The sequence below is a fragment of the Rapidithrix thailandica genome (assembly GCF_039710355.1).
GTDB lineage: Bacteria > Bacteroidota > Bacteroidia > Cytophagales > Flammeovirgaceae > Rapidithrix > Rapidithrix thailandica.
Genome location: NZ_JBDKWZ010000006.1, coordinates 147,205 through 161,478 on the forward strand (window position 1 = coordinate 147,205; position 14,274 = coordinate 161,478).

Here is a 14,274-nt window from a genome sequence, read left to right on the forward strand (position 1 = left end):
TTATTTGAACAAAACCAACAGTCTTCTAATTTTGTTAAAAATCCGTAAAATAATTAAAACCAAACTTAAAAGAGGTAGAAAATGGCTATTATGATCACTGACGAATGCATCAACTGTGGTGCATGCGAACCCGAATGCCCCAACACTGCAATCTATGAAGGTGGTGTTGAGTGGTCTTGGGCTGGAGGGACTGACCTAAGTGGAGATATACAACTTCCGGATGGCAGTACAGTAGACGCTGATGAATTACATGAACCGTTTTCTGATGAGTTTTACTACATCGTTACCGGCAAATGTACTGAATGTACTGGGTTTCACGAAGAGCCTCAGTGTGCAGCGGTATGCCCAGTGGATTGCTGTGTAGAAGATCCCGACAATGAAGAATCTGAAGAGGATTTAATGCAGAAAAAAGAGTGGATGCACGCGTAAGCCCTTCAGTTTCAAACGAGGATGTCGTTTTTTCACATCCTAATCAAGGTAATTAAAAAACTTAACAATACACCAAGTGAACACGGCAATTATATTTTGCCGTGTTTTTTTTGTTGTTCCGAAACAATCAATTTCCAATACTCTCCTCCATTCACTTTCCCGGAGCCTCCAAATGTAAAATCGCCTTTTACTCCTTTGACGGCCAGTGTACCATCGGCACTTTCATTAATTTCATTGGCAAATATTGGTGTATTCGAAAACAATGGAATCATATCGGTAAGCTCTCCGGCCTTGTTCAATAGCATCAAAAGCACATTAAATCCTCCTTTGCGAAAGGCTTCACTTTTAATCGCCATTTCTCCGTCCACAAATTCCAGAAAATTAGCCATCACAACAAAACCTGAGCGAATAGGTGTTACAGGTCCTACCAAGCCCCGGATTTTTAATTGTCTCTGATAACTCATATTCCCCATCCGGTCCAAGCGCTCAATAAAGCAATCTTCCAATGATTCAAAACGGTCTTCTTGTTTTTGGCCTTTGGAAACGACCAATACTTCATTCCCTCTCTCCACCCATGAAATGTTCCGGGGGACTTTCTCCTCCTCCATCATATGGTCAAATTTTACCATTCCTTGCGGATCCAAACGCACAATCCGGTAAAAAACTTTCTCCCCGTTTACCGATTTTAACACCATTGCCGAATGATCGTCTTTCACACTTAACATTTTAATCTGGTCGTTACAATTTGCTCCGTTTTCCGTTTGGTGCCGGAAGGTTCTCAACCATTTGCCATGAAACTGCGAATCAATTTGAGCCAAAAAGGCATCTTGTTGTTGTGAATTATTCGGAGTAAAAAAGCCCGCAACCAGTTGTCCTCCATTGTCCAATTTGACTAATTCCGTTCCGGCATAGCCACCAAAAGAAAGTAAGGAGTCCAGATTGATGTTGGACACATCCAAGGCGATAGTTTTTTTGCGGTATTCCACTCTGGGAAATGCATAGGAAATTTTCTCCATGGAGTGCATGGGTTGCCTGTCCGAACGGTTTTTGTTCTTTCTTTTGGCAATCAAATATTCGTATTCCAATATTTTATGGTCTACATACAATCGCTCTGTTTGAATATAGCTTTCCAGGCCGGCCTCACCCTTTGGATAAGCTTGCCGGATATACTCCCGGTATTTATTCAGTTCCGTTTCGCTGAAAGACATATTTTTCAGCAAAATATCCGCTTCTTTCAGGTTTTTATGAATCAGGTCTTCCAAGTGGTTGTTATCCGAAAGCCTTCTTTTGTTTTGACCGGATAAAGTTTGGTGCAATTTGATATAATGTAGCAAATCCAGTTTAACTTGTTTGAAGGAAAGGATTTTTGCCGCCAGCGAATTCCCATCCAAATCAAACAAATCCGTGATCACTTGATTGTGTTCTGCCCGAAGTTGCTCATCCGGAAAAGCAGCGGTATCCACTTCCTGAAGCATTTTGCTAAGTTGCTTGTCGGTTACAAGCAAAGTTTGTTTTATCCTTTTGGCCTTCTCTAGCGAGATATTCAGAATATTTTTTGCCCACGTTCCGTAATCAAACAAAAGCACATTTTTTTCATGAAATGTACCGGAAGTAACTTTTTCCGCATCAAATTTATTGAACTGCCTAAAGGAAAACTTTTGCTTGTGTAAGACCAACTTTTTGATTCGCAGGTAATGATGATAGTCTTTGAGGGCTGTTTGTAAAGAATCAAACTGGAAGGCAATATTTTCAATGTCGTTTTTTACATTGGGGTTTTCAATAAAGTACAATTCGGCCATTGTTGAATACTGCTCCCCAATCGAGCTATAAGCGTTCTGAGCTACCAAGTAATGCTTTTTGATCCGGCAGTGATATTGAGTGAGTTGATCGATTTCATCCTTATACGTTTGAAACTCTTGGAACGTTTGCTCAAACCTGGACTTTACTTCGGGTAGCTTCGGCCGTTTTGTTTTTAACAATTCCTGATAAAAACGCTTATTTTTCCGGATATCTTTTCGGGATGCATTTGCCAAGGCCCTGGAAAAATGCTTCTCAAGCGAATCCTGAAGTGCTGAAAAATGAGGCGCATCCAAATAATACATTTCTTTGAATTTCTGCCACTCCAGCTTGGCCAACAGAAAGTTCGCTAACGCATTGTTATGATTACCGGCAACATAAAAGCTTAAAGCTTTTACAGCTTCCTCATTTTTCTTTTCTTTGGCCAAGTGATAAACCTCTTCAAAAGCTTGGTCTTGAGCTATCAGAGGTGTAATGCTCATCAACAAGCCCAATACGGCTATCAATAATGGTCTAATCGTTCTTCTCATTCACCCACAAGATTTTATTCAGATTTATTTGATTTATTCTGTAACCTTCCAACGATATCTTCCCGCTCATTTATGCTCTTCCCTTCATAATACTTCTTAATTTTTGTAGAAAAAACACAAAAGCTACCCCGGGAAAACTGCCCACTGCACCGGTATAAGTTAATCATCTTTCCGTCATTCTGTCAAGCCTTTGTACAGGCCAAAATAATAACCGGGTCACTAAAATAGCGAAGATTCTATGTAATCGAAAATGGCGCAGCAGATCAGTATCGGAAATGCATTTACTTCTGATCCGTAAAAACAGGCAATGAGCGTACAATAGAATTTTAGTAGGGAAACTTGTAAGGTCAATTCCGGTCAAAAAAATCATGGAACCATTGCAAAAACAAATGATATGCGAAAATTCTTCCGAAGAAGCTCTATCTTTGAAAATTAAAAATAATACACATGAAAATACTAGCAATAGGTAGAAATTATGCGGCTCATATTGAAGAGCTTAATAATGAAAAACCGGACGAACCGGTCATTTTTATGAAGCCGGACACAGCCCTACTCCGCAACAACCAGGCTTTTTATTACCCAGACTTTTCCAAAGATATTCACCACGAGGTCGAAATTGTCCTCAAAATTTGTAAAGAAGGCAAGTCCATCAGTTCTAAATTTGCCCATACATACTACGACCAGATAGGATTGGGAATCGACTTCACGGCAAGAGATCTTCAGAGTAAACTCAAGGCAAAAGGCTTGCCATGGGAAATTGCCAAAGCCTTTAATCACTCAGCTCCTGTTTCCCATTTTGTAGACAAAACGGAATTTCCTGATCTACATAACCTTAACTTTAACTTGAAGATTAATGATGAAATCCGGCAGGAAGGAAACACGAACAGGATGCTCTTTACTTTTGATGAAATGATTTGTTATATTTCCCGGTTTATCACCTTAAGGAAGGGGGATCTCATTTTCACCGGAACTCCTGCTGGGGTAGGCCCGGTATTGGTGGGAGACAAACTAAAAGGCTATATTGAGGATCAATTGTTTTTAGACTTTGAGGTGAAATAATGTAAAGACCATTGTACTTTTTAATAGACCAATAGGCTAAAAAAATCCGGGTAAAACTCTCACATATCCGGATTTTTTAGTTGATAATGCTAAAACTCGCTTTTAAATCCCGGCCTTACTTCCCGGAAAATACAGCGTCCAACCTTATTTATACAGGTTGTTGATTAGGAAAAGTCATGGTAAAGGTAGTTCCTTTGCCCACATGACTTTCCACCTCGATAGTCCCCCGGTTTCTTTCTACAAACTCTTTGCATAAGGCCAGGCCCAATCCTGTTCCTTTTTCGGCCGAGGTCCCCGGTTTGGACATCAAACGGTCGGACTTGAAAAGGTTTTTCAAGGTTTTTTTATCCATTCCCACTCCATTGTCTTTTACCTGCATTTCAGCCGTAGTACCATCTCTTTTACACGTAACTTCGATCGCACCACCCAAGTTGGTGAATTTGATTGCATTCGAAATCAAGTTTCTCAGAATAAAATCAATCATATTTTTATCGGCATAAGCCACCGTATTTTCTTCCACGGCTTTGATCAACTTAATTTCTTTGGAAGCTGCCCCCGGCGTCAACAGTTTTACATTTTGTGAAATGATCCAACATAAGTCCACTTCTTCAGCGTCCAACTCCAGTTTGTTCATCTGCGACAGCGACCATTTTAACAGGTTATCCAACAAAGAAGAAACTCCATTGAGCGAACTCTTGATATCGATAGAAAATTGCCGCATCTCTTCCACGGTAAAGGTGCCGGAGTGATTGATAAACACATCCAACAAAGATGTCAGGGTATTCAAAGGGCCACGGATATCATGGGAAATGATCGAAAACAACTTGTCTTTCAAATCATTCATGCGCTGTAGATTGCCTTCGGATTTGGTCAGTTGTTTATTCGTTTCTTTCAACTTGATGTTGATAGAGTTCACCTGTTCATTCTGGTGAGAAATAATGTTGTTTTGCTTGAGGATCTCTTCTTTTTGACGGTTGATTTCTTTATAAGAATCATAAAGTCGCAGGGCAGAGTTCACCCGGGCCAAGAGTTCCTGTTTGTCGATGGGTTTGCGCACATAGTCAGTAGCTCCGGCATCAAGGGCTTCCTTCAAGTTTTCGGATTCTTTCAAGCCGGTTGCCATGATAATCGGAATATCTTTGGTTCTGGGTTCCGCTTTTAAAACCCTTACCGCCTCAATTCCTTTCATCACGGGCATTTCCCAATCCATGACAATAATATCCGGCAACTCTCTCAAAGCTACTTCACAAGCTTCCTTTCCATTCGTTGCCAGGAAGATTTCTCCAAAACTCGAAAGTAAACGCCTGAATATTAACAAAGAATCTTCCTGATCATCAACAACTAGTAATCTGTATTCCATTGGCTAGAAAAAATCATATCTATAATAACCCAGGATATTTGGCGGTTTTCTCCCTTTTCTAATAATTCAAAAAATTCCTATGGACTAAAAACCCAGAAGGATAACAAAACCATCCGGTGAGTAACAAATAAAAGAAATAAATTACAGAAATGTTTATTTTAAAAAGACAAAAGGGCTGTTTCGCAGAAAAACAGCCCTTTTGCAATATTGTATCATTTAAGTATTTTTAAATACCCTGTAAAAGGGTGATCGTATTCAAGATTATTTATTTCGCATAATTTACCGAGCGCATTTCCCGGATCACAGTCACTTTAATCTGTCCCGGATACTGCATTTCATGCTCAATTTTTTGAGAGATATCAAACGAAAGCTGACCTGCCTGGGCATCCGTTACATTTTCCGCATCTACCAATACACGTAGTTCACGTCCTGCTTGCATCGCAAAACATTTATTGACTCCCTGGAACGACAGCGCCAATTCTTCCAAGTCTTTCAAGCGCTTGATATACGACTCCATCATTTCTCTACGGGCACCAGGTCTGGAACCTGAAATCGCATCACAAGCCTGGATGATCGGAGAGATTAAAGAGTTCATTTCGATTTCATCGTGGTGTGCTCCAATTGCATTGCATACTTCGGGATGTTCTCCGTATTTTTCTGCCAATTTCATCCCCAAGATTGCGTGTGGCAACTCAGACTCTTCTTCCGGCACTTTCCCAATATCGTGTAATAAGCCGGCCCTTTTGGCTGATTTTGCATTCAAGCCCAACTCGGCCGCCAAAGTGGCACTGAGGTTGGCAACTTCCCGGGAGTGTTGCAATAGGTTTTGCCCATAAGAAGAGCGGAAACGCATTCTTCCCACCATTTTGATCAATTCAGGATGCAGTCCGTGAATCCCCAAATCAATGACGGTACGCTCTCCTATTTCAATAATTTCGTCTTCAATATTTTTCTTGGTTTTCTCCACCACTTCTTCAATACGGGCTGGGTGGATACGGCCATCGGCCACCAAGCGGTGTAATGCGACACGGGCCACCTCTCTCCGTACGGGGTCGAATCCGGAAATGATAATTGCCTCCGGGGTATCGTCTACAATAATTTCCACACCGGTAGAGGCTTCGATGGCACGGATGTTACGTCCTTCCCGGCCAATGATTTTACCTTTAATCTCGTCACTTTCCAAGTTAAAAACCGATACGCAGTTTTCAATGGCATGCTCGGCCGCTGTTCGTTGAATGGTAGAGATGACCAGCTTTTTTGCCTCTTTGGTAGCGGTCATTTTTGCCTCCTCCATGATGTCTTTGATATGGACCGAAGCTTTTGAACGGGCCTCATCCTGCAAGGTCTGAATCAATTGTTCCCGGGCCTCATCCGCTTTCATATTTGAGATTTTCTCCAAGCTTTCTACTTGTTGAGCCAAAAGTTTATCGACTTCTTCGAACTTCCGGCTTACCGCCTCCCGTTGTGTTTCAATATCTTCTTTGTGATGAGATAATTCTTGGGCTTCTTTTTTGTGTTGTTCCAGTTGTTTGGACAGGGCCACTTCTCTTTGCTTGACCTTCATCTCAAACTGCTTTACTTTGCTTTCCCGGTCATTGATATGATTGCGTTGTTTGCTGGTTTCGCTGTCTAATTGAGATTTTAATTTAAGGTATTTCTCCTTTGCCTCCAGCATTTTATCTTTTTTGATAGATTCGGCTTTCACTTCGGCCTCCCGGACCATCAATTCAGCCTTCTTTTGTGCGTCTGTCTCCATTTGGGTAAACATGCGTCTGAGCATGTTGCGTCCAATAAATATACCTATGCCTAAAGCTGCCAGTACGGCAACTACTAATACAATAACTGAATCCATTTTTCCTCTAAGTTTTAAGCTCCTAAAATTGTGATGGTTTAGCCGTGGCGGCCATTTCCACAAGAGGGGCTAGCAATCGGGTGAGCCAAAAGTCACTTAATAACTTCATCAATCCAATGGTTACATTGCTGCAAGCGTTCAGCCAGGAATTGTTGTCCTTCTTCATTCTTCATCTGATTCACAATATGATCAAAAGCAATCATGGCTAAAAGATCTTGCTTACTTGCTATACCGGACTGTTGTTTTCGCTCATTGAGTTGTTCGTCCAAAAACTTCCCTGCTTTCCGCAACACTGCCTCGTCTTTGGGATCGATTTTAAGCGAGTATTCTCTATCCAGAATTTTTATTTTAATGTAAAAATCTCTCATTATCAACCATTTGCACTACAAGCTTTTATTCAAATACGCAATGCAATTATCTAGTTCTTTTATATACTCACTAATCCTAGCCTTTAGCTCTGATGGGTTCATTCTTCCTTCAGCTAAACTATTTACAATAGTTGCAATTTCAGAATTATATTTCAAATAATTTAATTGTTCATTTTGTTTTGATAGTTTCAGTTTCAATTCCTGGTTTTCATGGGTCAGTTGAGCCAATTCCGCTTGTTGTTTTTGATAAGCTTTTAGCAAGAGTTGAAGTTTTGACTCTAACTTATTCAGCTCTACTTCTAATTGTTTCTGACTCATTGCTAAATCAACAATTCGCATTTAGGCCGCTACCATAATTCTTCCCTGCTCCCACACTCATCGCTCTTTTCTTGAGCAAAGGTTGATTTTATGATAACTGGGGTTTTACAATTCCAACCAAGCCTCTTTGGCTTGTATAAGGTATTTATAATTTGCAAAGAAGCCAAATTTAATACGCCTTTCCTATAAAAGGGAAAAATAAATTTAAGGACAGTGCTCCAGAATCCAAAACGATCATAGGATTCTACCAGAAGCCTCTACAGAACGAATACTACTTTGAAAAGGGATATTCTTCAAGCTTGTTTCCCGTTCGTCAAGTTTGTAAGCAGCAGCCTTTCTTTCTGAGAGCACTCCCCTTAAACCTCAATGTATTATTTCCGGATAAGAATATTCAACTGCTTTTCATATGCCCCGATCAGACGGTTCATCGTTTTATCGATCACTTTGTCAGTCAAGGTTTTATAATCATCGTGCAGAATAAAGCTTACCGAATAGGACTTTTTGTTATCTCCCAGGTTTTCTCCTTCATACACATCAAATACATTGATCTCTTTCAGTAGTTTCCGCTCTGTTTTAAAGGCCAAGTCTTTGATCTGGTCAAAGGTTACATTCCGGCTCATCACCAATGACAAATCTCTCCGCACTGCCGGAAACTTGGAAATTTCCTGATAGCTGGTTTCACCGGAGTATATTTTCAATAAGGCATCCCATTCCAACTCCGCATAGAAGACCTCTTGTTTTACCTCGGCAAGTTTGGCTAATTTGGCATTGACCTTCCCAACCCGCCCTACAACTTGGTTGTTAATCAATAATTCCAAGCCGTAGTCCAAGCCTTTCTTTTGATCAAAGCTTTGTTGTTGGAACTTATCCAAGCCCAAGCGCTGCATTACCTTACTGACAATGGAAGCCAAAGTATAATAATCGGCTTTGCCGGAAGCTTGTAACCAACTTTCTTCGGCTTGGTTTCCTGACACCAATATCGCCAGTTGTTTTCGCTCGGTATACTTATCCCCTTTCTGTTGATACACCTTTCCGAATTCAAACAACTTCAAATTATGTTGTTGTCGATTGACATTATGGGCAATGGTTTCCAATCCCGAAAACATCAAAGATTGACGCATCACGGCCAAATCCTCACTCAGATAGTTAAGGATATGCACATTTTCGGAAGCTTCTACCCCATCCAAAGCCTCAGCATATTGAGCTTTGGTCAGAGAATTGGTCATGATTTCTTGATAGCCGGCCCCAACCAACATTTCCGTGGTCTTCTGTTGTATTTTTACCGGGTCCTTTTTAGGAAATTCCGCTAAATAACTGGCGGCCAGGTTTTCACTTAGTTCAATATTGTTAAACCCGTGAATCCGGAGTATTTCCTCGATCACATCGGCTTCTCGCTGTACATCCACCCGGTACGGAGGAACCGATACGGTCAACATCTCTGCATTTTCTTCTACAATGCCGATTTCCAACCCTTCCAAGATGGTCTTGATTTCCACTTTGGAAAGCTCTTTCCCGATCAACCGGTGTACATTCTTGTACTTTACCTCCACCGTAAAGTTTTTGACAGGCTTGTGGTGCTCATCGATCACTTCGGAAGTGATCTTTCCTCCGGCCAGTTCTTTGATTAACATTGCGGCCAGTTTCAAGGCTTTTACCGGCATATTCGGATCCGTGCCTCTTTCGAAGCGGAAAGAAGCATCCGTTTTAATGCTATGCTGTTGGGCGGTTTTGCGGATATGGTCGGCAGAAAAATAGGCACTTTCCAGGAAAATATTTTGGGTCAAGGTAGTCACCCCTGAATCCAATCCTCCCAAAACACCACCGATACACATGGGTTTTTCTTCATTACAGATCATCAGGTCGTTGCCTTTCAAGGTACGCTCCTGTCCGTCCAAGGTCACAAATATTTCCCCATCGACAGCATTTCTCACGATCACTTTATCCCCTTTCACTTTATCCGCATCAAAGGCATGCATAGGCTGCCCTAGTCCATGCAAAATATAGTTGGTAATATCCACTACATTGTTGATAGGGCTCAGTCCCACAGCCTTCAGTTTGTTTTGCAACCAGTCAGGAGAGGCTTTGATATCCACTCCGGAAATGGTAAGCCCGGCATACCGTGGACATGCATCCGGATTTTCTACCTCGATAGAAATGGTCCGGGAAGTATCGTCTGGCTTAAAAGAGGCTATATCCGGAAAGTTCAAATCTTTGTCTAGCAGAACTTTCAAATCGCGTGCGACCCCATAGTGAGAAGCGGCATCGGCCCGGTTAGGTGTCAAACCGATTTCAAATACTTGATCCGATGAAATTTGTAAATACTCAGCAGCAGGTGTACCGTTGGCTAAGATTGTATCCAACACCATAATGCCATCGTGGGAAGTTCCCAAACCTAATTCATCCTCGGCACAAATCATCCCCAATGATACTTCGCCTCTGATTTTCGCTTTTTTAATTTTAAACGCTTCTCCTCCATTGGGATACAATGTAGCTCCTACAGTTGCTACTAATACTTTTTGTCCTTTTGCTACATTGGGTGCTCCGCATACAATTGGGCTTAGCTCCTCTCCACCGATATCTACCTTCGTTACACTTAATTTATCCGCATTAGGGTGTCTTTCGCATTCCATTACTTCTCCGATCACTACCCCCGAAAGTCCTCCACGAATCGTTTCAAATTGCTCGATCCCTTCCACTTCCAAGCCTGACATGGTGAGCATATGTCCGATTTCTTCAGCCGTTTCGTCAATGTCTATATATTCCTTTAGCCAGTCTAATGAAATCTTCATTGGATTTTATTTTGTGATTTTGTGTTTTTGCAGAAACTTTGAACTTAGCAGGAGCATGTTGAATTTAATCTGTTGTGCCGTAAAGCCAAAATTCAACATGCTCCTGTTCAATCTTTATTAGCCAACAAAATTAGGATAAATTACCAGAATTAACATATCTTTTCAGGGTAATATTAGCGAAAGGACAGGATTGCGGAACAGGATTTCTCTAAAAGACTGTAAGCGAGAATTATCAAAAAAATCACATGCTATGAACATTCCAAACAACCCCAGTGCAAGTTTGAAAAAAGCCTTAGGATATTTTATCCAAGGAGCCTTGCTGGTAACGCCACTTGCCATTACAATCTATGTAATCGTTGCCGTGTTTCAGTGGATCGATCAATTGTTAAACTTTAAAGTCCCTGGCTTAGGCATTTTAATTTTAACTGCTTCCATTACCCTTATCGGTTACTTCACCTCTACCATAGTGGAAAAATCCGTGGTGGATACAGTCGACCGGTTTATCTTAAAAATACCCTTGGTTAATCTCGTCTATACTTCCGTAAAAGATTTGATCGGAGCTTTTGTGGGGGAAAAGAAAAAGTTTAAAACTCCGGTATTGGTACAACTCAATAAGGAAAATAACTTATACCGCATCGGTTTCATCACTCAACATGATTTGAGTGAAATACAGATCAAGGATAAGGTGGCTGTGTACCTTCCACATTCTTACAATATTTCCGGAAACTTATACATTGTCCCTAAAGAAAATATCCAAATCATCGATGGGGTGCCCTCCTCCCAAGTCATGAAATTTATTGTCTCCGGAGGCGTCTCGGATTTGGACTCCCAGGTAGACTCCCAAGCGGGTTCCGACCCCTCCCTTCCGGCCTCTTCCATCCCCCCAAAACCCTAAAGCAAAAAAGCTCACAGCCAAGCATTTAACAAAGTACCTCACTTTCCTTCCCCCTTTAGAATCCCATAAAACGGGGGAAGGTTTAATTACCTAAAAAGTCTTAGATAAACTTTACTATTGTTTTTGGAAATTATTTAATTTATATTAGGGCTTTTCTATCGATTATCGCCTAAAATACGGCCATGCATAAGGCCTGTTTTATAGACCAACAGTAAGTACTACATGAACATTAATTAGTTAAACATTGCTCCCGACAAACAGAGAAGCAGATTACCTTTATCAGAATTTCTAACCGAATAATTAATGTCTGAATTAGAGACAATTACTCCTGAGTCTAAAACTAAACATAAACTGACATATTCGAGTCTAGGCCATGACTATATTTCTATTATAGAACAACTTCACGATCAAGTCATTCAGGTGTCACTGAAAGGCAAGCCCAGCCTCACCGATACCGAGCATACTCTGAACTTGTATGATAAAATGATTGAGCGCATACGAAGGGCGCAGGGGATTACGATGTTTTACTTAATCGTAGACTTAAATCAATTTGAAAACCCCAAAGCCAATTACCGCAGGCTCATCATTCATAAAATCACAGAAGAAATAGAGAAAGGAGTGATCCGGTATACCTGTATCCTTTCACCGGAACGGGTCACCAAGGCCCGGATGAAAATTCTTTCTTTATTTAATAAAAATTTAAAAATAAGTTACCATCACAACCAATTCAATGCATTAGAACGCATTGAAAAGGAAATTGCCCATATACAAAGCCCTGCTCTTTACACACCGTTAAACACCCCTTATGACAAGAGTTGGCGCAAACGGAAGTACATACAAGTGAATGGCAGGCCTCTTCGTATTGAAAATCACCCTGACTGGAATATCAAAGCCCCGGACCGCAGTTATGAACTCAATGTCTTTTTGATTGACAACAACATTATCCTGATCAAGGACTCCGGTCACCTGAGTGAAGAATACGCGGTACAATCAGGAGAAATCTTTCAAAAAGTACTGGAAAAAGCGGGCAGAAAGTTGTATTTCGTGGCGGATTTGTCCGATTTACGCTCAGCAACCCGCCGGGCCAGAAAAGCAATCAAAGTGATTGGAGAAGCCTTATACGACAATTGGATCCATCACTATTACGTCTTCACCGGCTTCACAAAAACCCTTTTTCTAATTTATAAATCCATACAACCTCAAAAACTTAACAACGCAACAATTGTGGATTCCATGTATGAAGGCCTAGGCAACTGTATCAGCGATCAGGAGTTTGGCAGCCGGTTAAGCCTGGAGCTGGAGGAAGAAAATTATCCGTACGAACAGCTCAATCAATACTCCAAAGAGGCGCTTATCAAATTGATCCAAAAGCAGCAAGGAGAAATTAATTTTCTGAAACGCAACCAAAGCAAACGGACCAAGGAAATCTTTGAAGCCCTCAGTAGCATTTCCTGGGACGAAACCTTTCAACCTAAAAAATTAAAAATTGATGACCCGGAGGATGTGTTTTACGACTTATTTAATGCCGTTACCATCTTACAACAAGATGCCTTTAACATAGTTGAAGAACAAAAAAATCTCAACAAAACCTTGGAGGAAAAGGTATTGGAACGGACTCAGGAAATCCGCTTAAAAGAGGCCAACCTTTCTTCTCTGATTGAAAATACCACAGATCGCATCTTTTCCGTTGACCGGGATTTCAGGCTATTGGTTGTCAACCGGGCTTATCGGCAATATTTATTTGAAAACTATGGCAAAGAAGTAACTTCCGGCCACCGGATTGCCGATATTTTCCCCAATAAAATATTCGAATACTGGATGCCTTTTTACGCAAGGGCCTTTAACGGGGAAATCGTCAAGAAACTGGAAACCAGAAAGGTCATGGGGCATGACAAATATTACGAACTATCATTTTACCCTATCCGGAAAGAAAACGAAGAGATCACCGGCGTATCAGTCTTTATAAAAGATATCTCTGAACAACAAGCTCAAAAACAACGCTTGCTCTTGCAAAATGAAGAGCTTAAAAAAGTAAACAGCGAGTTGGACAAGTTTGTTTATAGTGCTTCACACGATTTGAGGGCACCGCTTTCATCGGTGTTAGGCTTGATACAAATTTCCAAAACGGAAAACCAAAACGAACAAATCAATGGTTATATGGATTTGATGGAAAAAAGCATTTCCCGTCTTGACCATTTCATCCGTGACATCATTGATTATTCGAGAAACACCCGGTTGGAAATTAAAAAAGACATCATTCAATTTGAAAAACTCGTAGGGGAAATTTTTGATGAGTTGCATTTTTTGGAAGAGTCAAAAAACATAGACCGGTTAGTGGAGATTGACCAACAATGGTCTTTTGTAAATGATCATCGAAGGTTAAATGTAATCTTCCGGAATGTACTGAGCAACGCCATCCGTTACAGCAATCCTTTTCGCAATGACAGCTTTGTAAAAGTAGCCATCACCACCCGCAAACACGAAGTCTCGATTATCATTCAAGATAACGGATACGGTATTCCCACAGAGCATCTCGAAAAAATCTTTGACATGTTCTACCGGGCCAATACACATAAACAAGGTTCCGGTTTGGGGCTTTATATTGTAAAAGACACGGTCAATAAACTTAACGGAAACATCAGTGTAAGTTCCCAAGTGAACGAAGGAACCACTTTTTGTATCACATTACCCAACTTATCAACGGAATAAAATAATTGAAAACACTAACAGGGGCGCGTTCTTCAGGCTTTTCGGTTATTGTACACTCCTTCCTACTTTCGAAAAGAATGGAAAGCGCCTCCTTGACCTGCTCCTCGATTCAAAAGACTCAAATAAATCAAAGGAATTTCGCACCTGTTTCAACCTTTTCTCAGCCCC

At 40.9% G+C, this 14,274-nt stretch carries 10 protein-coding genes; 4 read left to right on the top strand and 6 right to left on the bottom strand.

The annotated features are described in order from the left end of the window. The first annotated feature begins 81 nt into the window (after positions 1-81). The gene (locus tag AAG747_RS11960) at positions 82-429 is read left to right on the top strand and encodes a 4Fe-4S binding protein (protein WP_346821408.1); all 348 of its coding nucleotides are present in this window, start codon (positions 82-84) and stop codon (positions 427-429) included. A gap of 89 nt (positions 430-518) precedes the next feature. Here AAG747_RS11960 and AAG747_RS11965 read toward each other — a convergent pair whose 3' ends face one another. After that, on the bottom strand, positions 519-2,756 hold the full coding sequence (locus AAG747_RS11965; RefSeq protein WP_346821409.1) for a hypothetical protein: 2,238 nt from the start codon (positions 2,754-2,756) through the stop codon (positions 519-521). A gap of 447 nt (positions 2,757-3,203) precedes the next feature. Between AAG747_RS11965 and AAG747_RS11970 the strand changes: the two genes are divergently transcribed. Beyond that, the gene (locus AAG747_RS11970) at positions 3,204-3,815 is read left to right on the top strand and encodes a fumarylacetoacetate hydrolase family protein (protein WP_346821410.1); all 612 of its coding nucleotides are present in this window, start codon (positions 3,204-3,206) and stop codon (positions 3,813-3,815) included. A gap of 148 nt (positions 3,816-3,963) precedes the next feature. Here the strand turns inward: AAG747_RS11970 and AAG747_RS11975 are convergent, their stop codons facing one another. From AAG747_RS11975 to pheT, 5 genes are all read right to left on the bottom strand, one after another. Beyond that, positions 3,964-5,175 carry a hybrid sensor histidine kinase/response regulator gene (locus AAG747_RS11975; RefSeq protein WP_346821411.1) on the bottom strand — a complete coding sequence of 404 codons (1,212 nt, stop codon included), beginning with the start codon at positions 5,173-5,175 and terminating at the stop codon, positions 3,964-3,966. 265 nt (positions 5,176-5,440) lie between these two features. Next, complete coding sequence (rny, locus tag AAG747_RS11980) at positions 5,441-7,027, bottom strand: ribonuclease Y (RefSeq protein WP_346821412.1); 1,587 nt, start codon at positions 7,025-7,027, stop codon at positions 5,441-5,443. Positions 7,028-7,119: 92 nt separating this feature from the next. Beyond that, positions 7,120-7,395 (bottom strand): cell division protein ZapA, encoded by a 276-nt coding sequence (locus AAG747_RS11985; protein ID WP_346821413.1) that lies wholly within the window; start codon positions 7,393-7,395, stop codon positions 7,120-7,122. A 15-nt stretch (positions 7,396-7,410) separates the two neighbouring features. Further along, entirely contained in the window at positions 7,411-7,713 is a 303-nt protein-coding gene (locus tag AAG747_RS11990) for a hypothetical protein (protein WP_346821414.1), read from the bottom strand. A gap of 371 nt (positions 7,714-8,084) precedes the next feature. Then, complete coding sequence (gene pheT / locus AAG747_RS11995) at positions 8,085-10,502, bottom strand: phenylalanine--tRNA ligase subunit beta (RefSeq protein WP_346821415.1); 2,418 nt, start codon at positions 10,500-10,502, stop codon at positions 8,085-8,087. 250 nt (positions 10,503-10,752) lie between these two features. On the opposite strand from pheT, the gene AAG747_RS12000 reads away from it, so the two are divergent. Further along, the gene (locus tag AAG747_RS12000) at positions 10,753-11,397 is read left to right on the top strand and encodes a DUF502 domain-containing protein (RefSeq protein WP_346821416.1); all 645 of its coding nucleotides are present in this window, start codon (positions 10,753-10,755) and stop codon (positions 11,395-11,397) included. A 303-nt stretch (positions 11,398-11,700) separates the two neighbouring features. Beyond that, a complete protein-coding gene (locus AAG747_RS12005; protein ID WP_346821417.1) occupies positions 11,701-14,106 on the top strand; it encodes an ATP-binding protein in 2,406 nt (801 codons plus the stop codon). Positions 14,107-14,274 lie beyond the last annotated feature (168 nt).

What these genes read in the sequence shown, in the direction of transcription:
- AAG747_RS11960 (WP_346821408.1), top strand. Translation starts at nt 82, where the DNA reads ATGGCTATTATGATCACTGACGAATGCATCAACTGTGGTGCATGCGAA.
- AAG747_RS12000 (WP_346821416.1), top strand. Translation starts at nt 10,753, where the DNA reads ATGAACATTCCAAACAACCCCAGTGCAAGTTTGAAAAAAGCCTTAGGA.
- AAG747_RS12005 (WP_346821417.1), top strand. Translation starts at nt 11,701, where the DNA reads ATGTCTGAATTAGAGACAATTACTCCTGAGTCTAAAACTAAACATAAA.
- pheT (WP_346821415.1), bottom strand. Translation starts at nt 10,502, where the DNA reads ATGAAGATTTCATTAGACTGGCTAAAGGAATATATAGACATTGACGAA.
- AAG747_RS11965 (WP_346821409.1), bottom strand. Translation starts at nt 2,756, where the DNA reads ATGAGAAGAACGATTAGACCATTATTGATAGCCGTATTGGGCTTGTTG.
- AAG747_RS11990 (WP_346821414.1), bottom strand. Translation starts at nt 7,713, where the DNA reads ATGAGTCAGAAACAATTAGAAGTAGAGCTGAATAAGTTAGAGTCAAAA.
- AAG747_RS11970 (WP_346821410.1), top strand. Translation starts at nt 3,204, where the DNA reads ATGAAAATACTAGCAATAGGTAGAAATTATGCGGCTCATATTGAAGAG.
- AAG747_RS11975 (WP_346821411.1), bottom strand. Translation starts at nt 5,175, where the DNA reads ATGGAATACAGATTACTAGTTGTTGATGATCAGGAAGATTCTTTGTTA.
- rny (WP_346821412.1), bottom strand. Translation starts at nt 7,027, where the DNA reads ATGGATTCAGTTATTGTATTAGTAGTTGCCGTACTGGCAGCTTTAGGC.
- AAG747_RS11985 (WP_346821413.1), bottom strand. Translation starts at nt 7,395, where the DNA reads ATGAGAGATTTTTACATTAAAATAAAAATTCTGGATAGAGAATACTCG.